The sequence below is a fragment of the Streptococcus minor DSM 17118 genome, assembly GCF_000377005.1.
In the GTDB taxonomy this organism is placed as follows: Bacteria; Bacillota; Bacilli; order Lactobacillales; family Streptococcaceae; genus Streptococcus; species Streptococcus minor.
In genome coordinates this window covers 278,174-299,201 of record NZ_AQYB01000033.1, presented here as the reverse complement: position 1 = coordinate 299,201, position 21,028 = coordinate 278,174, and the positions used below count along the sequence as shown (strand labels likewise).

Here is a 21,028-nt window from a genome sequence, read left to right as displayed (position 1 = left end):
CTAGTAATATGTTAGATTTAAGAGATTATGGTATCGAAATGTGGGACAAAGATAAGATTGAAGCTTTTAGAAAAGCTCTCCTAGATTGGTATGATGCAAATAAGCGCGACCTTCCGTGGCGTCGAACCAGTGATCCCTATGCTATCTGGGTTTCAGAAATCATGCTTCAGCAGACACGAGTTGACACAGTTATCCCATACTACGAGAGTTTCCTCCATCGCCTACCAACTATTGAAGATTTGGCACAGGCGCCTGAGGAAGTTTTGCTTAAGGTTTGGGAGGGGCTAGGCTATTATTCACGTGTCCGAAATATGCAGAAGGCTGCTCAACAGATGATGCTAGAGTTTAATGGGCAATTCCCAAAAGCTCACAATCAGATCTTGACCTTAAAAGGAATAGGGCCTTATACAGCTGGTGCGATTGCCAGTATCGCTTTTCAATTACCAGAACCAGCAGTAGACGGGAATGTCATGCGGGTTCTTAGTCGACTCTTTGAAGTCGATCATGACATCGGAATTCCAGCAAATCGGAAGATTTTTCAAGCCATGATGGAGATTTTAATCGATCCTGTTAGACCAGGTGATTTCAATCAAGCTTTGATGGATTTGGGGGCGGATATAGAAGCACCTGTTAATCCTCGGCCAGAAGACAGTCCAGTCAGGGAATTTAGTGCTGCTTATCGTAATGGCACTATGGATAAATACCCCATTAAAGCTCCCAAGAAAAAACCTGTCCCTGTATTTTTTAAAGGCTTTATTATTCGAAACCAGCAGAATCAATTTTTATTGGAAAAAAATACGAGTGCAGGACTCTTATCTGGATTTTGGTCCTTTCCTCTGATTGAAAGTGAACCGGTAGCACAGAATGAATTAACTTTATTCCAAGTTGCAGAGGACTCACATATTGAAAGTCCCCAATATACCTTTGAAAAAGAATACCAGTTACATGTGGAATGGAAACTGAGAAATTTTCCCACTGTTCAGCATATTTTTAGCCATCGCAAATGGCAAATTGAACTACTAGAAGGGATTGTTACAGATAAGGGAGAATCACTAGTAACCGATAAAGAAATGGTATGGGTTAGTCCAGAAGACTTTCATCAATATCCCTTTGCCAAGCCCCAACAGAAGATGTGGGCATCTTTTCAATCGACTTTAAAATAATTAAAATCATGGATTCTACGATAAATCATGATTTTTCTAGATCATTGAGTATAAATGCTTGAAAGCGCTTTAAAAAAGTGTTAAAATAAAACTGTAGAGGAAGTTATAAATTCTTCCTAGTGGTTGCAACCACAGTTTAAATTTAGCAAGGTTATCTTTCAAGGACCGATCAAAGGAAGGAGTAATAAGGAAAAGAAATGTAGCTAAATCAGTCGAGAGATTCGTTTAGTTATGTAGAGTCAGAGGACTCATGTTTGTTGTAAGTAATTATAGTAAATTTATTCTTAGCTCAAAATGAGTGGTCCTATTCTTTCTGTGGTGAAGGAAAGAATTTTTGTACAAAATATTCGTTTCGTGTGTTGTCCTTGCAAATGATAACTTGCTAATGAGGAAAAGTCTGGTAACATCGCTTTTAGTCTGCTATCAAAAACGATAGTTTCTTGTTAAGAATGATACATCTAGCATATTAGCCTAGCTACCCTAAGAGTTGGAAAGAATTAAGGCTAATCCAATCTTTTAAAATCTTCCCTAATCTGACTCGATTCTTTATTTCAGTTAAAGTTTCAGTTGAGCCTTAAGGAGTAGGGAAGGGTTGATAATAATGTAGTTGAAATTTTAACGAACGTGATGTTATAAGTTAAAAAGTAGTATCTATAATAAGTATCTAAATAAGATGGGGTAGTGAATCATTTGAATTTAGGTTGTAAAACCATTGTTGTATGTGGTACTTAGACTTTTCCTCTATAATAGTTATGAGCACCCGCCGAGTAAGGCGGGTGTTTCTGCGCTTTTCTATCAAAAAAAGAGGCCGAAGCCTCTTATAACTGATTAGTTGACAAAATCATTGATTTCTTTTTCAATGTTAGCAATCTTTTCTTCTGCTTTAGCAAGGGTTTCACCAACTGTAGCAATATAGAATTTGATTTTTGGTTCAGTTCCTGATGGACGAACAGCAAACCAGCTATCATCTGCTAGAGTATATTTGAGTACATCACTTGGTGGAGTAGTAAGAGAAGTCACATTACCATCTTTATCTGTTGCGGTTTGAAGGGCAAAGTCTTCAAAGAGGGCAATGTCTGTTCCGTTAAACTGCTCAGGAGCATTGTCACGGAACTTAGCCATGATGGCTTTGATTTGCTCCGCTCCATCCTTACCAGAGAGAGTGACAGAGATAGTTTTCTCAGCAAAGTAGCCGTATTCCTTGAAGATTTCGTCAATACCATCCGCAAGGGTGAGACCACGTGAACGGTAGTAGGCTGCAATCTCAGCCACTAACAGCACAGCTTGAATAGCGTCCTTATCCCGTACAAATGGTTTAATCAGGTAACCAAAGCTCTCTTCAAAACCAAACATGTAGGTGTAGTTGTTTGTATCCTCAAATTCTTGGATTTTCTCAGCGATAAATTTGAAACCAGTGAGGACATTGAACATGGTTGCGCCGTAGCTTTCTGCAATCTTAGTGACTAGTTCAGTAGATACGATAGATTTGCATAGGGCTGCGTTGGCTGGAAGAGTGCCAGCTTGTTTGTGAGCTTCTAAGATATATTTCGCAATAATAGCTCCGATTTGGTTTCCTGATAAATTCCAGTAAGAACCATCGGCTTGGCGAACCTCTACCCCCACACGGTCAGCATCTGGGTCAGTAGCTAGGAGAACATCCGCACCGACTTCGCGACCCAATTCTTCAGCTAAGGCAAAAGCAGCTTGGCTTTCTGGGTTTGGTGAGGATACAGTTGAGAAGTCAGGGTCCGCAGTTGCTTGAGATTCAACAATTTGAACGGAATTAAAACCAGCTTGTGCTAGAGCTCGACGGGTCAGCATTTCACCTGTACCATGAAGAGGGGTGTATACAATCTTCATATCTGCACCAAATTCTTTGATAAGTTCAGGATTGATAGAGAGATCTTTGAGTTCTTCTAGATATTGGATATCTGTTTCTTCTCCCAAAACCTTGATAATTCCAGAAGCTTTAGCCTCTTCTAGGTCAGCTAATTCAATAGCAAAAGGATTGTCAATAGCACGGATATAATCTGTCAGGGCATTCGCATCGGCAGGAGGCATTTGTCCGCCATCTTCACCATAAACTTTGTAGCCATTAAACTCTTTTGGATTGTGGCTAGCTGTAACCATAATTCCGGCAATAGCGTTGTAGTGGCGAACTGCAAAAGACAATTCAGGTGTAGGACGTAGGCTTTCAAAGACATAAGATTGAATACCGTGAGCTGCCAAGACTTGAGCAGATTCAAAGGCAAATTCTGGAGAGAAGTGGCGTGAATCATAGGCGATTGCAACACCGCGTTTTTTTGCTTCTTCCCCTTTTGAGGCAACCAATTTTGCTAAACCTTCAGTTGCTTGACGTACGACATAGATGTTGATTCGGTTGGTTCCAGCACCGATATAACCGCGCATACCAGCCGTACCAAATTCTAAATTAGTATAAAAGGCATCTTCTTTGGTTTTTTCATCCATCGAGACTAAATCTTGACGCAAATAGTCTGGAAGATCGGCATAATCAAGCCAGGATTGGTATTTTTCTTGATAGGTCATTGACAGATTCCTCCTGAAATGGTTTTTGTTATATTTAAACGTTTTTATTATACCATTTTTGAGTAAAAAAAGCACGCCTTGGCGTGACTTTTTAGTTTATTTTTTTAGTTTTTCCATCACAGGGACGATGGCTACGGTCAAGGCAGATGAAATGACCATCTCAGCCAGGGCATTGGTACCTAGTATTGTTGCCAACATGGCTTGTAAATTACCATTGTAGACAGTAGAGAATAGAATAAAAATTCCTCCCAGTACGAACACTGTATTGGTCATGGAACCAATAGCGCCAGCTAGAATCAGACCAGGTTTATTTTTCACGAATTTATAAACATAGTAGGGAGTGATACCAATCAGGATACGGGGAATCATAGCAATGATGAGGGAATAAAGATTTCCGTTTTCAACGAAGGGTGAAAAGAGGTAGCTGCTTGGAAGTAGGACGAAGGTATTTGTCACAACACTAATAATTCCCATGAAAGCGCCGAGTGTAGCTCCGATTCGTGGCCCGTAGATGATGGATGCAATAATGACAGGAATATGAACGATGGTCGGCTTTATTGGAAAAGGTAGGACATTAAAGAGAACAGAGGTTAGTAGGTGAATGACCAACATAGCTGCAAAGAACATGGCCACAGTTGCAATATGATTAGAACGATTATTTTTCATAATATCTCCTTTATGGTTTTGAGTATGATGTCAATTTCGGCTAAGGCACCAGTACCAAAGTCTCCGCAGGCCAGAAGGGCTTCTCTGGGTTTGATTTCAGTATAGCCATAACGAGCTAACTTTTCAAGATTATCTTGGGTAGATAGATTGAGATACATGTTCGTATTCATGGCTGGAGCAATCAGTTTTGGTATACCTACTGGAATGGCTAGGGCTACTGCGGACAACATATCATCGGCTAACCCATGAGCCAGTTTGGCGATAGTATTGGCAGAAGCAGGAGCTACTAGGAAAAGGTCGGTTTCCTTAGCAAGATCGATATGTTTGATTGAGGCTGGATTTTCCTCCAGCATGATATCTGTATGAACTAGATTTTTTGATAGGGCTTGTAAGGTCAAGGGAGTAATAAAAGCTGTAGCCGCTTTGGTCATGATCACAGTCACTACATGGCCAGCCTTTGTCAGTTGACTCGTTAAATCTGCAGCTTTATATGCTGAAATAGAACCCGATACAGCAAGTGTAATCTTTGCCATGCTAAAATTCCTTTCTTTGAGAGACAAGCTCTAAGATCATTTGAGCGATTTGAGACTTGGTCTCCAGCTGAATTTCCGTGTCTTTACCAATCAGATAGGCACGATGTTGACCATCTTTGATGTCCATTAAGTCGTTGGCCAAGATGTAGTCAGCTTGATTTTTCTTCAGACTGTCTCGAGCCACAGCCCACAATTCTTCTTTACTAACCCCTACCAGTAGTTTGAAGCCGATGAGTTGAATGTTGGGATTCCATTTTTTGATAGAGGAGATAAGCTTTGGTGTTTTTTTAAGGAAAAGTACCTGATAGTCATCCGCAGATGAGATTTTATTTTCTGTATTCTTTTTTTCTAGAAAATCATAAATATTTTCTACATCAGCCACTTCCTTGATACCAGCCATATAGACAGGTGTATAGTCAGATACAGCCATGCTATGGATGAGAACATCATGATTTTTTACTAAAGGCTCTAGTGTTTGTTGCAGACTGTCTACATTGCTAACTTCCATAATAGTCAAGTTAGGATGGATATTCGGTTTGATAGCAGATTTTGTTGTCACTAGCGATACTTGGTATCCAGCTTTAAGAAAGGTTTCAGCAATCTCTTTTCCCAGACGGCCAGTTGAGTGATTGGTGATAGACCGAACTTGGTCAATAGCTTCCCTAGTTCCACCAGATGTGATTAAAATTTTCATGCTAATATTTTACAAGAAAAAAGACTTTTCGTAAAGTTTTTGCGACCTCTAGCTACTTTGGAAAAAGACTAAAAATTTTCTGAAAAACGAACTATATTAATGAAATATCAGTTAAACGTGCATTTTTTTCTTGACTTTGATACAATAAAATCAGAAAAATGTTGAGGTGAAGTATGAAAACGGATATTGAAATTGCACAAGAGGTTACGCTCAAGCCGATTACAGAGATTGTTGCACCCTTCGGGATTGATTTTGATGATATTGAACTTTATGGAAAATACAAGGCCAAACTAACTGCTGAAAAAATCAAGGCCTTGGAAAATCAATCACCTGGTAAATTGATTTTGGTTACAGCTATCAATCCAACTCCAGCTGGTGAAGGTAAATCAACTATTACAATTGGCTTAGCAGATGCTTTGTCTAAAATCGGAAAGAAAACTATGATTGCACTACGCGAGCCGTCTCTAGGGCCTGTTATGGGAGTGAAGGGTGGCGCAGCAGGTGGTGGGTATGCTCAAGTCTTACCTATGGAAGATATCAATCTCCATTTTACAGGTGATATGCACGCTATCACCACAGCTCATAATGCCCTTTCAGCTTTGATTGATAACCATCTTCATCAAGGAAATGAGATTGGAATTGATCCTCGCCGAATTATCTGGAAACGGGTAGTGGACTTGAATGACCGTGCTCTTCGTCAGGTGACTGTTGGTCTTGGAGGTCCTTTAAATGGAGTACCACGAGAGGATGGTTTTGACATTACCGTAGCTTCTGAAATCATGGCTATCTTATGTCTAGCTACAGATTTGAATAATTTAAAAGAGCGGTTGGCTGACATTGTAATTGGCTACCGCTATGATAAGACACCAGTCTATGTCCGTGACTTGAAAGTTGAGGGGGCCCTGACCCTGATTCTGAAAGATGCCCTCAAACCCAATTTGGTTCAAACTATTTATGGCACACCAGCCTTTGTTCATGGAGGTCCCTTTGCTAACATTGCCCACGGTTGTAATTCCGTTTTAGCTACAACCACAGCCCTGCGTTTAGCTGATTATACAGTGACAGAAGCCGGCTTTGGAGCGGATCTCGGCGCCGAAAAATTCCTCGACATCAAGACACCAAATCTACCGAAAAGTCCGGATGCCATCGTAGTAGTAGCTACCATTCGGGCTCTCAAGATGAATGGCGGTGTTGCTAAAGATGCTCTATCAACTGAGAATGTCTCAGCTGTTGAGACTGGCTTTGCCAATCTAGCTCGTCATGTGGAAAACATGCGCAAGTACGGTATCCCAGTGGTCGTTGCCATCAATGAATTTGTCACTGATACTCCAGCAGAAATTGCAACATTAAAGAAACTCTGTGACCATATCCAGGTACCTGTTGCCCTAGCTAGTGTCTGGGCCAATGGAGCTGAAGGTGGTGTAGAATTGGCCAAAACCGTTGTTTCTACTATTGCTAACCAAGCGCCAAACTATACTCGTCTATATGACGATCAAGACTCCATTGAAGAAAAAATCAGCAAAGTAGCGCGTGAAATCTATCGAGCGGATAAGGTAATTTTTGAGAAAAAAGCTAAGAATCAAATTGCCCAAATCGTCCAAAATGGCTGGGATAAGTTGCCTATCTGTATGGCCAAGACTCAATACAGTTTTTCCGATGACCCAAGTCTTCTAGGAGCACCAACTGACTTTGATATTACCATTCGCGAGTTAGTACCGAAGTTAGGAGCAGGTTTTATCGTTGCTCTAACTGGAGATGTCATGACCATGCCAGGTTTACCAAAAGTACCTGCTGCCCTAAAAATGGATGTTGATGTGAACGGTCAAGCCCTTGGATTATTCTAAAAATAGCTTAAAAATCCGTAGAAAAGCGGATTTTTTCTATTCTTCAATATCTAGATAGCGTGATAACGGATCGCTGATTTATCTGATTTTCTCAATCCATGGTACAATAAGATATCATACTTAGGAGGTGTTTGTATGAAAAAGAAATTCACATTATCGCTGATGCTTATTTTGAGCCTCGTCTCATTATCTGCCTGTCAATCCGTTCAAAATTGGTGGAAAAATACCAAGGAAGAATGGATTGGACTGGAAATGACTGTTCGGACCTTTGATGAAAATGCTCAATTGATTGATGAAATGGACGGTAAATCCCTATCCATCGAACGAAATCAGGAGTTTGATTCAGAGGATGCAGAAGGGAATTCTAAGGGGGATTCGTCTGTTCTCAAGGTAACAATCGGGAAATACGAAATAGACCACGTTGGCTCTTCCTTAATCGCTGCAGAAGATGGTTTGGAAGATCTCTTTGCTAAATATCAAAAAACAGTTAATATTGAAGAAGAAAGCCGGGCCATCCCTATGGTCAACCGAATGGTTTCTAAACTGAAAAATGATTTTACAGGCAAGGCCAAAGTGATTTTAATTCGTTCGCAAAATGGAACGCCACTGGCAACCTATGCTGGGGATAAGGTTTCTCTTTATACTTCTGATGCACCTAAGACTTCAGAGTTATTGATTGATGGCAAACGTTTAATCATCTACCGTTGTGACTACACTATTTATGATCGTCCATTATTGGAGAACTAAATGCACATTCGACAAGCAAAAGTGGAAGATGCGGAGCAGTTATTGGCTCTCTATACTCCCTATGTTAAGGAGACCACCATCACTTTTGAAACTCAAGTACCTAGTGTTCAAGAGTTTCAAAGTCGTACTCAGACTATACTCGATAAATTTCCCTATTTAGTGGCAGAGGAGGCAGATACGATTCTCGGCTATGCCTATGCTCATACATACTATGATCGTGCTGCTTATGATTGGACTGTCGAATTATCCATCTATGTCGATACAAAAAAGACACAAGTAGGCATCGGAAATGCTCTCTATGACGCCTTGGAAGAAAAATTGACTCAGCAGAATATCATCAATTTCTTAGCTTGTATCTCTTTACCAAATGAAGCATCCATTTGCTTTCATAAAAAGAGAGGCTATGAGCAAATTGGTCATTTCAAAAAAGTTGGCTTTAAGTTTGGTCAATGGTGGGATACAGTTTGGATGCAAAAATCTCTTATCAAGGAGGAAAAGGATGGATAGTCATTTATTAGAAACCAGTTTAAGGGAAATAGCCAATCCCAAACAGGCTATTCCAATGGCAGCTTATATGAAGAATCAGTTTCCCTTTTTAGGGATTAAGACTCCCGAAAGAAGAAAACGATGCCGGTCTTTCTTTAAAGAATATAGGCACGAGGGGATTGATTGGGAATTTGTAGATACTATGTGGCAGTTGCCTGAACGTGAATTTCAGTACGTAGCGATTGACTACCTGACCAGTAAGAAAAAAGATTTGACAAATGAGCACCTGCCAAAATTGAAGCAGTTGATTCAGACCAAGTCTTGGTGGGATAGTGTGGACAATCTGGATACCCTGGTTGGTGAAATTGTAGCGAAGAATCCAAAAGCCAAGGCTACCATGTTAGCTTGGAGTCAGGACGAGGATTTCTGGTTGAGACGAATTGCCATTGACCATCAACTTTTGCGTAAAGGGGATACGGACACAGAACTTTTAGAACAAATTCTTGTGAACAACCTCAATCAGACAGAATTTTTTATCAATAAGGCCATCGGCTGGAGTTTGCGAGATTATTCCAAGACCAATCCCAGTTGGGTAAGGGATTTTCTAAACAAATACGGAGAAGAGTTAGCCCCTCTCAGTATCCGTGAAGCTAGTAAATATCTTTAGGAGCCTATATGAGTAAGGTCTACAAGTTTTGACGCTACCATCTATCCTGTTCCCGATAAGGGAGGGGCCTATCTTATTTTTCCCTACGATATACGCAAGGAGTTCAGTAAAGGGCGGGTCAAGGTACATGCGACCTTTGATGGCCATCCTTATGACGGTTCTATTGTCAATATGGGAGTTAAGGATGAGCAAGGGAATATCTGCTACATTATCGGTATTCAAAAAACCATTCGAGCAAAGATTGGTAAGGATGTTGGGGATGAAGTTCGAGTCACAATAGAAGAAGTACCAGCAGATAAGACCTAGCACTTGCAATTTAAACTGATTGTGATAAAATAAGTTCATGCGATGAGTCGATTTGGTCGTAAGACCATATTGCGCTGGGGAGGTCATAACGCAGGAGCGGACCTTGATGACTTGTGTGAACCTTTTCATCTCATGGAAACATGCCCCTAAACCTTCTTTCTTTTGAGAGGAGGTTTTTTCGTTTCTAAAAGGGACGAAAATATTGAAAAGTCATTGACAAAGCTTTAGATACTGATATAATAAAATCTATCAAGGGAATGAGGCACTCCCTAAATTCAGAAAAAGAATTTAAACCGCGTTTTGCGCTGATGGCTTCTATGATGCCTTTTGTGGTGTCATGGAGGCCATCTTTTTATTCTTTTGACACAGTTTTTGACTAGATTGGAGTTAGCAATGTTAACGTCTTTGGCTTATGTATTTCTAGGTGGTCTTTTGATGGCTCTCTTATCAGAGAGAATTGGACTTCCAAGGATTATTGGTATGTTACTGGCTGGTGTGGTTCTAGGGCCTTTCATGTTTAATTTGCTTGATGCTAGCCTTTTAGAACACTCTACATCCTGGCGCCAGATGGCCCTCGTCATTATTCTGATTAAGGCAGGTTTGACCATCAACCTCAAAGATTTGAAACAAGTAGGTCGTCCAGCTCTTTTAATGTCCTTCTTACCAGCTAGTTTTGAGCTGTTGGCTTATATCTTTTTTGCTCCTCTTTTATTTGGAATGTCCACCATAGATGCAGCCCTTTTGGGAACTGTCATGGCGGCAGTATCGCCTGCAGTAGTGGTGCCACGGATGGTTTATCTGATTGATAAGGGCTATGGTATAAAGAAATCAATCCCTCAACTAATTCTGGCTGGCGCTTCTTTAGATGATATAGTAGTGATTGTTCTCTTTACCAGCTTTCTTTCAATGGCGAATGGTGGTAGCTTGAACCTGTTTCAATTCTTGAATATTCCATTATCAATCGTATTGGGAGTTCTTCTTGGTGCTTTCATTGGATTTGTTGCTATTCATTTCTTCAAGCAAGTACCCACTCTCCATCTTGCTCAGAAGATGATTATCTTACTAGGGTTAGCTTTTATGTTATTAGCTTTGGAATCTTGGTTGAAGGCGCGAATTGCTCTTTCAGGACTTTTGGCTGTCATGTCTATGGCTGCCGTTATCAAGATAAAGAGTCCAAAAGAAGACACAATGTTGCTCGCAGACTCTTTTGGTACTATTTGGATAGCTGCAGAGTTGCTCTTATTTGTTCTGGTTGGCACAGCAGTTGATATACGTTACTTGGGCAATGCTGGCTTGCCAGCTGTTCTTATGATTTTTCTGGCTCTAGTGATTCGATCCCTAGGTGTCCTAATCAGTATTTCAGGAAGTCATTTGAACAAAAAGGAAAAGTTATTTGTAGTACTAGCTTATCTCCCCAAGGCAACTGTTCAGGCTGCTATTGGTACTATTCCTTTGGCAACAGGCTTAGAATCAGGAAAAATGATTCTCTCCGTAGCAGTTATTGGTATTGTCTTAACAGCGCCATTAGGGGCATTATTGATGGATACCAATTATGCAACGTTACTGACGAAAGATAACTAAAAATGGAATGATAGACCTGATAGTTGAGCGAAGCTGTCAGGTTTTTAATTTTTTATAAAAAACCAAGAAATAAAGCTGACAATTTCTAGCTAAAATAGTATAATGGTAGCAATATAAATTTTTAGAAAATTTTGAAAGTGATTTTTTGGATCATTTGAAATAAGGAGAAGTTATGGGATATACTGTTGCTGTTGTTGGAGCTACGGGAGCCGTAGGCACACAAATGATTAAGATGTTGGAGGAGTCAAGTCTTCCAATTGATAACATCCGATATTTGGCATCTGCTCGTTCTGCAGGTAAAACCTTGCAATTTAAGGGAAGAGATGTGGTTATCGAAGAAACGAAGGAGACTGCTTTTGCTGGTGTGGATATAGCCCTCTTTTCTGCTGGTGGTTCTACCTCAGCCAAATATGCACCATACGCTGTAAAGGCTGGAGCAGTAGTGGTTGACAATACTTCATATTTCCGTCAGCATCCAGATGTTCCACTTGCGGTTCCTGAGGTGAATCCTCATGCCTTGGATAAGCACAATGGTATTATTGCTTGTCCAAACTGTTCTACTATTCAGATGATGGTGGCTCTTGAGCCTGTTCGTCAGAAGTGGGGATTGGAGCGTATCATCGTATCAACTTATCAAGCGGTATCTGGTGCTGGTATGGGAGCAATTTTAGAAACTCAGGCTCAAATGCGGTCTGTATTGAATGATGGACTGGATCCAAAGGATGTGGAGGCTAATATCTTGCCATCCGGCGGTGATAAGAAGCACTATCCGATTGCCTTTAATGCTCTTGCGCAGATTGATGTTTTCACAGACAATGATTACACCTATGAAGAGATGAAAATGACAAAAGAAACTAAGAAAATCATGGAAGATGATTCTATTGCTGTTTCTGCAACTTGTGTTCGCATCCCTGTATTGTCTGCTCATTCTGAATCAGTCTATATTGAAACCAAAGAAATCGCTCCAATTGATGAAGTGAAGGCAGCTATTGCAGCCTTTCCAGGTGCAGTTTTAGAGGATGATGTCGCCCATCAAATTTACCCACAAGCCATTAATGCTGTTGGTAGCCGTGATACCTTTGTTGGTCGTATCCGCAAGGACTTGGACAAAGAAAACGGTATTCATATGTGGGTAGTGTCAGATAATCTCCTTAAAGGTGCTGCGTGGAACTCTGTTCAAATCGCAGAAACTCTCCATGAACGTGGTTTGGTTCGTCCCACTGCAGAATTAAAGTTTGAATTGAAATAACGATACACAGCTTTTGGCTAGAATCTCATTTTTAGCCAATCCTTCTATACAAAGATAGGAGATAAAGATGGCCATTCAAGATTTAAAAAATGTCAACATTATCACAGCCTTGGTCACTCCCTTTCATGAGGATGGCTCCATTCATTTTGAAGCCTTGCCAAAGCTGATTGAGGCTTTGTTAGAACAGCATACAGAAGGAATTCTTTTGGCTGGCACTACTGCAGAAAGTCCGACGTTAACCCATGAAGAAGAGCTTGAGCTCTTTGCAGCGGTACAAAAGATTGTCAATGGTCGTGTTCCGCTGATTGCTGGTATCGGAACCAATGACACGCGAGATTCGGTTGAGTTTGCCAAGGAAGTTGCTGCCTTTGGGGGCTTTGCTGCTGGTTTAGCCATTGTCCCTTATTACAATAAACCCAATCAGGAGGGGATTTATCAGCATTTCAAGGCTATTGCAGATGCCAGTGATTTGCCGATTATCATTTACAATATTCCAGGTCGTGTTGTGGTAGAAGTCGCTCCCGAAACTATGTTACGTCTGGCAGAACACCCAAATATTATTGGTGTAAAAGAATGTACAACGCTCGATAATATGGCCTATCTGATTGAGCATAAACCAGAAGATTTCCTTATTTTTACTGGTGAAGATGGGGAAGCTTTTCATGCTATGAACTTAGGAGCTGATGGAGTTATCAGTGTGGCTTCTCATGTCTGTGGCAATGAAATTTATGAGATGTTCCAAGCTATTAAAGCTAGTGATATTCAGACAGCGGCGAAAATTCAGCGTCAGTATCTAGCCAAGGTTCATGCACTCTTTTCTGTGGTTAGTCCAGCTCCTGTCAAGGCTGTGCTTAATCATCTCGGTTACGAAGTTGGGCCACTTCGCCTGCCCTTGGTTTCTTGTACTCCAGAAGAATCAAAGCGGATTATCAAGGTTGTTCTTGAGGAAGATATTGTTGCAACCCGTCAGTCAGTGACAGGGGTTATTCGACCAGATTATTAAGAGGAAATTTTACATTTTATGATAACTATTCGTATGGGTAAACCTGATGACTGGCAAGACATCGCTCGGATTTGTAGTGAGAATTATCGAACAGTCTATAAGGATATCAGTAACCCTGAATACATCGAAAGGGTCATTCAGGAATTTTATACAGAAAAGACACTGCGCAAGGAATTGACTTCAAATAGTAAAGCCTTTCATGGTTATTGGCTGGCAGAAGAAGAGGGGGAAATTTTAGGCTGTATTGGTGGCGGTGTAGACGAGGAGAATAAGGCTCAGGTATATGTGTTTTATGTTGCTTTGTCTGCCCAAAGGCGTGGGATTGGTCACTCCTTACTAGAAGCTATGACCTCTTATCAAAAAGAAACCTACGGTTCAACAGAGCAGTGGGTTGCAGTTACCAAGGGAAATCCTATCGGCATTCCTTTTTATGAAAAAGAAGGTTTTAGTTTCAGTCATGAAACACCTTCTTGGATTGATGCCAGTCAGGGAATATCTTGTCATTTTAAACGTGAGATTTAAAATAAACCAGTTCATATGAACTGGTTTATTCTTTTTAAATAAGTTTTTCTAACTGGTCGACTAGAGATCCTACATAAGAAATGGTATCTTTCAGCGGTTTATCAGTGGACACATCAACACCGGCATGTTGAGCTAAGTCTTGAGCAGATAAGCTAGCACCTAATGATAAGGTTTCAAGCCAAGTTGCAACAACCTCCTCAGGTTTTTCTTCTAGTTGTTTAGCCATAGCAGTACCGATGGTCAGACCTGCAGAGTAAGTATAAGGATAGAGTCCCATATAATAGTGGGGTTGACGCATCCAGATTAGACCAGCATCTTCACCGATTTCAAAATCATCCCCCCAGAAATCCTTGAGAAGTTGGAGCTTGATGTCACAGAGGATATCACCATTGAGGTATTCGTCCTTGTCCATTCGAGTATAGACTTCACGTTGGAAGGCTGCTTCGAGAAGATGAGTAACCATATTGTGGAAGTAGGTTCTGCTGATTAATTCACTAATGAGATAAGCCTTAAATTGAGGATCATCTGATTCTTTAAGTAAGGTATTACAAGTTAACACTTCATTGGCCGTGGATGGTGCTTCGATAAAGTAGAGTGAAGGCTCATAATTGAGGATGCTTTGTTTTTTAGCCAACTGGAAATGGCCAGCATGTCCCAGTTCGTGAGCCAATACGAGGACTTCATTCATGAGTCCAGTCCAAGAAAGCAAGATATAGGAAGGACCATCATAAAGAGTAGCACAGTATCCACCTGTTGCCTTGCCCTCATTTTGAGCAAAATCAATCCACCGTTCATCAAAGGCTTGTTGAATCATCTTCACATAGTCCTCACCCAAAACTCCCAAGCAATCCATTAAAAATTGCTTGGATTCCTCCGGTGTGATGCGTTTGTTGAAGTCAGAAGGGAGACTGATTTTTAAGTCCGCATGGGTAATCTTGTCCAATCCATGAGATTTAGCCATGAGTTTGACAAAGCGACGCATGTGGGGAGCCAGCTCCTTCATGATGACATCAATCTGGCGGTCAAAGAGTTCACGAGAGATATTTTGCTGGAAGAGAAGATAATCAATGGTAGAGTCAAATCCACGTAATTTGGCTTGAATTTGCTCATTTTTAACTTGGGCGAGATAAGTTGTAGCAGTGGTATTCTTATAAGCATGGAGTGTCTTGTAAAAACTATCTGCAGATGCTCGGCGAAGCTCTGTATCATGGCTAATCTCATAGTCATTTTCAAAGAGTACATAACTGTTTTGGTAAGTTTGACCATTAGCTTCAAAATTTGAAAAGGTCATGTCCTCAAACTTGGTTGTCTCATAATTATCATAAGCTTGACGGAAAGTTGGAGCAAAGTTTGCAAGTAGTTCTTCCTGATCAGCTGTTAATTGATGAGGTTTTTGACGGATGATATTTTCTAGATAAGAAGTCCACTGAGGCTGTTCAGAAATGACCTGTTTGAGAAGTTTTTCATCTTGCAAACCAAGCTCTGTTTCGAGGAAAGAAAGTCGGGGAGCAGTAGCAGCAAATATCAGTTGGTATTCATTGGCTAGCGCAGCCAGTTCCACATTCATTTTATCTACATCTAAGTTAAGGAATCCGTAGTGCATCAATCGGCTGTCGATTACCAGACATTCTTCATAGCGTTTGAGAGCTGCTGTAATTGTTGGACTGTCAATCAATTTCCCTTTAAAATCCTCTTCGAACTGGGCAACCATGTCCTTGTATTCTTGTAAGGTCTTGCGATATTCTGCAGGACTTTTGTAAAGCAAATTGGTATCCCATTTCAGTTGAGGGTTAATATCTTGCCGTTTTGGCATAGCAGTTGTCATGTCGTATCTCCTTTTATTGAAATATAAACTCTAAAAATTATTATACCATATTGGATTTAAAACTTGACAAATACCTCCTATACTTGGATAATAAAAGTAAGATAAAAAGGTTGAAGCCTGATACACTTTGAACAAGTCGAAGGAACTGATTGTACCATCTTTTGCTGATGATATCCTCTTGGCCATAATCATCAGTTTTCTCATTCTGGCCTATCCATCTTGATTTAAGGAGCGTCTTATGCAAGTTATTAAACGTAGTGGCGAAGTTGTAGACTTTGACCCAGATAAAATTTACCAAGCCATCATCAAGGCCGCACAAACAGTCTATGTTATTGATGACAACTGGAGACAAAATTTGGCTCAGGTTACAAAAAAAGTAGTTTTGGATTTGGAAGAAGCACATACAGAGCGTCCAACCATCAGTATGGTTCAATCTCAGGTAGAACATCGCTTGTTAGATGCAGGCTACATCACCATTGCTGAACATTATATTTCTTACCGTTTGCAGCGTGATCTAGAAAGAAATGGTTATGCTGACAAGATTGTTGTACACCTTCATTTTGAACAAGTAAGATAAGTTAAAAAGTACTCGCTGAGTGCTTTTTATATTTGTTTGGAAGTAGTTCTTGATAAAGATAAAGACCGTTTCTTGCTAGAGATAGGGAAATCGATTGTTTTATTTAGAAATTGGGTGGCTACAAAAGTAAGGAAATAGGAAGGATTGAGCTGTATCAGCTAAGTATTCAGTAGATCAATCTTTTAAACCTATTTTGGAAAAAATAGATGAGTGAAGTAGCTTTGAAATTGAAATCGATTTCTAAATGTTGTAAAATGGAAGAGTATTTTTAAGAATCTTTAGTTTGGAGGAAACTATGAAGAGAAAACATTGTCTAAAATTTAGTGCCCTCGGTCTTTTGGTATCAGGTAGTTTGCTAGCAAGCTCAGTATCAGCTGATCAGGCCCCTATTCAAATTCTGGGGATTAATGACTTTCACGGCGCTTTGAGTACGACAGGTTCGGCCTATATGCCAGAAGGTCGGATTTCAGGGACAGGTTCTGCAGCGGTTTTGTCAACCTATTTGAACAAGGCTGAAAACGACTTTTTGACAGCCAATCCGAATGGTCACAGCCTTCGTGTACAGGCTGGTGATATGGTTGGGGCTAGTCCAGCCAATTCTGGTTTGTTACAGGATGAGCCAACTATCCGTGTTCTAAACGCTATGGGATTTGATTATGGGACTCTTGGTAACCATGAATTCGACGAAGGTTTACCAGAGTTTTATAGGATTTTAAATGGCCTAGCACCATCACCAGGTCAATTTTATGATATTGTACATACTTATCCACGTGAGGCTTCTCAACAAAAGACAGTTATTGCCAATGTGATAGATAAAGCAACGGGATCCATTCCGTATGGTTGGAGTCCTTATGCAGTTGAAGATGTAGATGTCAACGGTCAAACAGTCAAGGTAGGTTTTATTGGAATTGTCACGACAGAAATTCCAAGCCTTGTTTTGAAGCAGCATCATGAGGGCTATCAATTCCTTGATGAAGCAGAGACTATTGCAACGTATGCTAAGCAACTTCGTGAGCAAGGTGTTCATGCTATTATTGTTCTTGCCCATGTTCCGTCTACAAGTGAGGGAGATGTTGCGAGTGGTCAGGCTGCTGATATGATGGCGCGTGTGGCAACGATTGATCCGAGTCACTCTGTGGATGTTGTTTTTGCAGGACATAATCATGTCTATACTAACGGACTAGCTGGTAATACTCGTATTGTACAGTCTATTTCTCAAGGTAAAGCTTATACCGATGTTCGGGGGATTCTTGATACGGAGACGAAGGACTTTGTGTCAACACCGACAGCAACAGTTACAGCAACAGCGCCTGGTGTTGAGAAAGATCCAGTCATTCAGGCGATTGTTAATGAAGCCGATAGCATTGTTGCAACGGTTACTCAAGCCAAAATCGGAACAGCTGCTTCCTCTGAAGATATTACACGTGATATCAATGAGTTTAAGGAAAGCCCGGTTGGTAACTTGATTACTACAGGTCAGCTAGAAATTGCCCGCAAAGAAGGCTATAATGTAGATTTCGCGCTTACCAATAATGGTGGTATTCGCTCCGACCTGATTGTAGGTGATGATAAGTCTATTACTTGGGGATCGGCACAGGCCGTACAGCCTTTTGGAAATATCTTACAGATCGTAGAATTGACTGGTCAACAGATTTATGATGCACTCAACCAGCAGTATGATGAGTCTGAGCGTTATTTCCTACAGATGTCTGGTCTCAAATATATTTATACAGATGCGGATAATCCAACGCCAGAAAATCCTTATAAGGTCTACAAAGCTTATAAGGCTGATGGAACAGAAGTAGATCCAAGTGCTACCTACACAGTTGTCATCAATGATTTCTTATACGGTGGTGGTGATAGCTTTTCTGCCTTGACAGGTGGCCGATTAGTGGGGGCGATTCAGCCTGATACAGAAGTATTTGTTTCTTATATCAAAGGATTAGAAGCAGCAGGTCAGCCAGTTACAGCAGGTATCACCGGTGTGAAAACATATAAATCAGCTGCACAAATTGCAGCCGAGCAAACAACTGAAGAAGAAGTAGAGATTCCATTTGAAAGCCAGCGTCTTGAAGATAGTACGTTACCAGAAGGTACTGAAAAAGTAGTAACAAAAGGTGTCAATGGTAAGGTAAAAGTGGTGAAAGATGCTACTGGTAAAGAAATTAGTCGAACTGTTTTAGTTGAGCCAGTGACTGAAGTGATTCATGTTGGTACTAAGAAGGCTACCAAACCGGAACAACAAACTACAGAAGACCAGCTTCCTCCAGCTAAGAAAGGCAAGAAGAAAGTTATTCTTCCAGCTACTGGTGAAAGTGCAAGTATTCTTCTGACGGTACTAGGTCTAGGAGGACTTGTGGCAGTCCTTGCTCTGGTTTTAAGAAGAAAGAAAAAATAGAACGAAAATCCCACATGATTGTATCATGTGGGATTTTACTTTGTATTTTATGAATTATTCGTTACTATTTACCAAAAAAAGCAGTATAATAGGGAAGTACATACATAAAGGAGAAAATGGATGATAAAATGGATTAAAAAACATGGTCTGGGAGTGATGGTTTGCACCCTTATTGCCTTTGTCAGTCAATGGTTGGGGACAGCATTCCCCCTGGTGGGTGGTGCAGTTTTTGCTCTACTTATCGGGATGGCTTTTGTACCTTTCACAAAAAATAGTGAGCATCTCAATGCTGGTTTAACTTTTACTTCTAAGAAGATTTTACAATCTGCAGTGGTTTTACTCGGTTTTGGTCTCAATCTGGGTGTCGTTTGGGAAACAGGAAAACAATCCTTGCCTATAGTCTTATCTACAATCACAGTAGCACTTGTAATTGCCTATATTGGTCATCGTTATGGTGGTATTGAAGCTGATATTGCCACTTTGGTTGGAGTGGGTTCTTCTATCTGCGGTGGTTCAGCTATCGCAGCCACAGCGCCAGTTATTGATGCAAAAGAGGAAGATGTTGCACAGGCGATTTCCGTCATCTTTTTCTTTAACTTGCTAGCTGCACTTCTTTTTCCAAATTTGGGTCAATTTTTAGGATTTTCTACGCAAACAGGGGAAAATTTTGGACTTTTTGCTGGTACAGCAATCAACGACACTTCTTCTGTAACAGCAGCAGCAGCCACTTGGGATAATCTGCATCACCTAGGAAGCCAAACTCTAGATACCGCAGTAACTGTAAAATTGACACGAACACTTGCTATTATGCCAATCACCGCAGCCCTGTCCTTTCTTCAAACAAGAAAAACAGCAGGCCAGGATACCAGTTTTGCAGTGAAAAATTTCTTTCCTACCTTTATTTTATTTTTTATTTTAGCGAGTCTTTTTACAACGACTTGGACTAGTTTAGGATTGTCCGGTCAATTCTTTCTTCCGATAAAAAATCTATCAAAATTTTTCATCACTATGGCTATGTCATCAATTGGTCTTAGAACTAATTTAATCCATCTAATACAAAGAGGGAAAAGAGCGCTTGTATTGGGTGCTATTTGTTGGGGAGGTATTACCATCGTTTCTTTGTTGTTACAGTATTTGATGGGATTGATTCATTGATGGTTATAGACGGAAAGTGACAGAAAAAATAGGTAAAAAACTGAATTATCTATGGACTTTATAAGAGGATTGTGATATAATGTACAAGGTTTATTATGTACATGAATAGTACCTAGACAAAATACTTGTTTAGACTACCTTCTTTTGCTATAATCACCATTAGTTTGGAACATAAATTGAGGTTATATAAGTAGTAATGAATGAAAAGGACTTTCGAAAACTCAAGCGTATTGAGTTGTACGAAATCATGTTGGCTCAAGCTGAAGAAATTGACGCCTTGAGAAGTGAGCTAGCAGCAACCAAAGAAGAATTAAACAATAAAAAACTGAAGATCGAGCATTCAGGTTCTCTTGCAGAGGCTTCTCTAAAATTGACAAATATTTTTGAAGAAGCTCAGAAGGCGGCCGACTTGTATCTTTTCAATCTAAAAAGAAAAGCAGGAGATGTGGATGAGTAGCCAAAACTACCCCAAAAAGCAGCTTCCTGAAACAGCCGATATAAAAGCAGCGTACCAAAAATCCAAATACAAAAAGACCTTTTGGGAAACCATTAGGAGTACCGTTTTCATGTTGGTTGTGGTAGCTGCTTTTGCTGTGCTAGTCGCTGTGTTATTTCTTCCCATTCTAAGAATCTATGGTAATTCTATGAAGGGGAATCTGGATAATGGTGATATTGTAGTTTCAGTGAAGAGCAATCATTTTGAGACCAGTGATGTAGTTGCTTTCTATTATAATAACAATATCCTCGTGAAGCGAGTCATTGCCGAGTCAGGAGACTGGGTTGATATGGACGAAAAAGGTAATGTCTATGTCAATAAGAAGAAGTTAGATGAACCTTATTTGACAACGAAAGACTATGGACATACAGATATAACCTTTCCCTATCAAGTGCCAGAAAATCGCATATTTGTGATGGGTGATAACCGTAAAGAATCGATCGATTCACGAAGTAATGCTATCGGTACAGTTGCAGATGAACAGATTGTTGGGAAGTTAATCTTTAAAATCTGGCCATTGTCAGAATTAGGATGGATTGACTAGTTACGAATCAGAAAAAATATAGTTA

General features: G+C 40.3%; 20 protein-coding genes and 1 riboswitch. Of the genes, 15 read left to right on the top strand and 5 right to left on the bottom strand.

Features of this window, described 5'->3' with window-relative positions; all coding sequences use genetic code 11:
- The first annotated feature begins 8 nt into the window (after nt 1-8).
- The gene (gene mutY, locus F602_RS0107765; RefSeq protein ID WP_026183370.1) at nt 9-1,163 is read left to right on the top strand and encodes an A/G-specific adenine glycosylase; all 1,155 of its coding nucleotides are present in this window, start codon (nt 9-11) and stop codon (nt 1,161-1,163) included.
- A gap of 828 nt (nt 1,164-1,991) precedes the next feature.
- Here the strand turns inward: mutY and F602_RS0107760 are convergent.
- The 4 genes from F602_RS0107760 to F602_RS0107745 form a co-directional block, all read right to left on the bottom strand.
- Nucleotides 1,992-3,710, bottom strand: coding sequence for a phospho-sugar mutase (locus F602_RS0107760; protein ID WP_018167405.1), 1,719 nt, complete (start codon nt 3,708-3,710; stop codon nt 1,992-1,994).
- Between the two features lie 96 nt (nt 3,711-3,806).
- On the bottom strand, nt 3,807-4,376 hold the full coding sequence (locus tag F602_RS0107755) for an ECF transporter S component (RefSeq protein ID WP_018167404.1): 570 nt from the start codon (nt 4,374-4,376) through the stop codon (nt 3,807-3,809).
- The gene (gene coaC / locus F602_RS0107750) at nt 4,373-4,909 is read right to left on the bottom strand and encodes a phosphopantothenoylcysteine decarboxylase (protein WP_018167403.1); all 537 of its coding nucleotides are present in this window, start codon (nt 4,907-4,909) and stop codon (nt 4,373-4,375) included. The genes F602_RS0107755 and coaC overlap by 4 nt, the downstream gene beginning before the upstream one ends.
- A gap of 1 nt (nt 4,910) precedes the next feature.
- Nucleotides 4,911-5,603, bottom strand: a complete 693-nt coding sequence (locus F602_RS0107745; RefSeq protein WP_018167402.1) for a phosphopantothenate--cysteine ligase — start codon at nt 5,601-5,603, stop codon at nt 4,911-4,913.
- Between the two features lie 173 nt (nt 5,604-5,776).
- Between F602_RS0107745 and F602_RS0107740 the strand changes: the two genes are divergently transcribed.
- The 9 genes from F602_RS0107740 (at nt 5,777) to F602_RS0107700 (ending at nt 14,008) form a co-directional block, all read left to right on the top strand.
- Complete coding sequence (locus F602_RS0107740) at nt 5,777-7,447, top strand: formate--tetrahydrofolate ligase (protein WP_018167401.1); 1,671 nt, start codon at nt 5,777-5,779, stop codon at nt 7,445-7,447.
- A 135-nt stretch (nt 7,448-7,582) separates the two neighbouring features.
- Nucleotides 7,583-8,194: a DUF5052 family protein gene (locus tag F602_RS0107735; protein WP_018167400.1), complete on the top strand. Its 612-nt coding sequence runs from the start codon at nt 7,583-7,585 to the stop codon at nt 8,192-8,194.
- Nucleotides 8,195-8,701: a GNAT family N-acetyltransferase gene (locus F602_RS0107730; protein WP_018167399.1), complete on the top strand. Its 507-nt coding sequence runs from the start codon at nt 8,195-8,197 to the stop codon at nt 8,699-8,701. It begins immediately after the preceding gene.
- Nucleotides 8,694-9,347 (top strand): DNA alkylation repair protein, encoded by a 654-nt coding sequence (locus F602_RS0107725; protein ID WP_018167398.1) that lies wholly within the window; start codon nt 8,694-8,696, stop codon nt 9,345-9,347. The genes F602_RS0107730 and F602_RS0107725 overlap by 8 nt, the downstream gene beginning before the upstream one ends.
- 39 nt (nt 9,348-9,386) lie before the next feature.
- Nucleotides 9,387-9,653 carry a DUF1905 domain-containing protein gene (locus tag F602_RS0107720; protein WP_026183368.1) on the top strand — a complete coding sequence of 89 codons (267 nt, stop codon included), beginning with the start codon at nt 9,387-9,389 and terminating at the stop codon, nt 9,651-9,653.
- A 244-nt stretch (nt 9,654-9,897) separates the two neighbouring features.
- Nucleotides 9,898-9,978: riboswitch (Fluoride riboswitch) on the top strand.
- 68 nt (nt 9,979-10,046) lie between these two features.
- Nucleotides 10,047-11,234, top strand: coding sequence for a cation:proton antiporter (locus tag F602_RS0107715; protein WP_018167396.1), 1,188 nt, complete (start codon nt 10,047-10,049; stop codon nt 11,232-11,234).
- Between the two features lie 172 nt (nt 11,235-11,406).
- A complete protein-coding gene (locus tag F602_RS0107710; RefSeq protein ID WP_018167395.1) occupies nt 11,407-12,483 on the top strand; it encodes an aspartate-semialdehyde dehydrogenase in 1,077 nt (358 codons plus the stop codon).
- 67 nt (nt 12,484-12,550) lie between these two features.
- Nucleotides 12,551-13,486 (top strand): 4-hydroxy-tetrahydrodipicolinate synthase, encoded by a 936-nt coding sequence (gene dapA, locus F602_RS0107705; protein ID WP_018167394.1) that lies wholly within the window; start codon nt 12,551-12,553, stop codon nt 13,484-13,486.
- An 18-nt stretch (nt 13,487-13,504) separates the two neighbouring features.
- Entirely contained in the window at nt 13,505-14,008 is a 504-nt protein-coding gene (locus F602_RS0107700) for a GNAT family N-acetyltransferase (protein ID WP_026183367.1), read from the top strand.
- A gap of 34 nt (nt 14,009-14,042) precedes the next feature.
- Here the strand turns inward: F602_RS0107700 and pepF are convergent, their stop codons facing one another.
- Complete coding sequence (gene pepF / locus F602_RS0107695; RefSeq protein ID WP_018167392.1) at nt 14,043-15,833, bottom strand: oligoendopeptidase F; 1,791 nt, start codon at nt 15,831-15,833, stop codon at nt 14,043-14,045.
- A gap of 238 nt (nt 15,834-16,071) precedes the next feature.
- Between pepF and F602_RS0107690 the strand changes: the two genes are divergently transcribed.
- From F602_RS0107690 to lepB, 5 genes are all read left to right on the top strand, one after another.
- Complete coding sequence (locus F602_RS0107690) at nt 16,072-16,410, top strand: ATP cone domain-containing protein (RefSeq protein WP_018167391.1); 339 nt, start codon at nt 16,072-16,074, stop codon at nt 16,408-16,410.
- A 295-nt stretch (nt 16,411-16,705) separates the two neighbouring features.
- Nucleotides 16,706-18,808 carry a surface-anchored 5'-nucleotidase gene (locus tag F602_RS0107685; RefSeq protein ID WP_018167390.1) on the top strand — a complete coding sequence of 701 codons (2,103 nt, stop codon included), beginning with the start codon at nt 16,706-16,708 and terminating at the stop codon, nt 18,806-18,808.
- 123 nt (nt 18,809-18,931) lie between these two features.
- Nucleotides 18,932-19,963, top strand: coding sequence for a YeiH family protein (locus tag F602_RS0107680; RefSeq protein WP_026183366.1), 1,032 nt, complete (start codon nt 18,932-18,934; stop codon nt 19,961-19,963).
- Nucleotides 19,964-20,159: 196 nt separating this feature from the next.
- On the top strand, nt 20,160-20,420 hold the full coding sequence (locus F602_RS0107675) for a hypothetical protein (protein WP_018167388.1): 261 nt from the start codon (nt 20,160-20,162) through the stop codon (nt 20,418-20,420).
- Nucleotides 20,413-21,003 (top strand): signal peptidase I, encoded by a 591-nt coding sequence (gene lepB / locus F602_RS0107670; protein WP_018167387.1) that lies wholly within the window; start codon nt 20,413-20,415, stop codon nt 21,001-21,003. Before F602_RS0107675 ends, lepB begins: the two co-directional genes overlap by 8 nt.
- Nucleotides 21,004-21,028: the final 25 nt, after the last annotated feature.

What these genes read in the sequence shown, in the direction of transcription:
- F602_RS0107685 (WP_018167390.1), top strand. Translation starts at nt 16,706, where the DNA reads ATGAAGAGAAAACATTGTCTAAAATTTAGTGCCCTCGGTCTTTTGGTA.
- F602_RS0107715 (WP_018167396.1), top strand. Translation starts at nt 10,047, where the DNA reads ATGTTAACGTCTTTGGCTTATGTATTTCTAGGTGGTCTTTTGATGGCT.
- F602_RS0107725 (WP_018167398.1), top strand. Translation starts at nt 8,694, where the DNA reads ATGGATAGTCATTTATTAGAAACCAGTTTAAGGGAAATAGCCAATCCC.
- dapA (WP_018167394.1), top strand. Translation starts at nt 12,551, where the DNA reads ATGGCCATTCAAGATTTAAAAAATGTCAACATTATCACAGCCTTGGTC.
- F602_RS0107755 (WP_018167404.1), bottom strand. Translation starts at nt 4,376, where the DNA reads ATGAAAAATAATCGTTCTAATCATATTGCAACTGTGGCCATGTTCTTT.
- F602_RS0107730 (WP_018167399.1), top strand. Translation starts at nt 8,195, where the DNA reads ATGCACATTCGACAAGCAAAAGTGGAAGATGCGGAGCAGTTATTGGCT.
- coaC (WP_018167403.1), bottom strand. Translation starts at nt 4,909, where the DNA reads ATGGCAAAGATTACACTTGCTGTATCGGGTTCTATTTCAGCATATAAA.
- F602_RS0107675 (WP_018167388.1), top strand. Translation starts at nt 20,160, where the DNA reads ATGAATGAAAAGGACTTTCGAAAACTCAAGCGTATTGAGTTGTACGAA.
- pepF (WP_018167392.1), bottom strand. Translation starts at nt 15,833, where the DNA reads ATGACAACTGCTATGCCAAAACGGCAAGATATTAACCCTCAACTGAAA.
- F602_RS0107700 (WP_026183367.1), top strand. Translation starts at nt 13,505, where the DNA reads ATGATAACTATTCGTATGGGTAAACCTGATGACTGGCAAGACATCGCT.
- F602_RS0107710 (WP_018167395.1), top strand. Translation starts at nt 11,407, where the DNA reads ATGGGATATACTGTTGCTGTTGTTGGAGCTACGGGAGCCGTAGGCACA.
- F602_RS0107740 (WP_018167401.1), top strand. Translation starts at nt 5,777, where the DNA reads ATGAAAACGGATATTGAAATTGCACAAGAGGTTACGCTCAAGCCGATT.
- F602_RS0107745 (WP_018167402.1), bottom strand. Translation starts at nt 5,603, where the DNA reads ATGAAAATTTTAATCACATCTGGTGGAACTAGGGAAGCTATTGACCAA.
- lepB (WP_018167387.1), top strand. Translation starts at nt 20,413, where the DNA reads ATGAGTAGCCAAAACTACCCCAAAAAGCAGCTTCCTGAAACAGCCGAT.
- F602_RS0107760 (WP_018167405.1), bottom strand. Translation starts at nt 3,710, where the DNA reads ATGACCTATCAAGAAAAATACCAATCCTGGCTTGATTATGCCGATCTT.
- F602_RS0107690 (WP_018167391.1), top strand. Translation starts at nt 16,072, where the DNA reads ATGCAAGTTATTAAACGTAGTGGCGAAGTTGTAGACTTTGACCCAGAT.
- mutY (WP_026183370.1), top strand. Translation starts at nt 9, where the DNA reads ATGTTAGATTTAAGAGATTATGGTATCGAAATGTGGGACAAAGATAAG.
- F602_RS0107735 (WP_018167400.1), top strand. Translation starts at nt 7,583, where the DNA reads ATGAAAAAGAAATTCACATTATCGCTGATGCTTATTTTGAGCCTCGTC.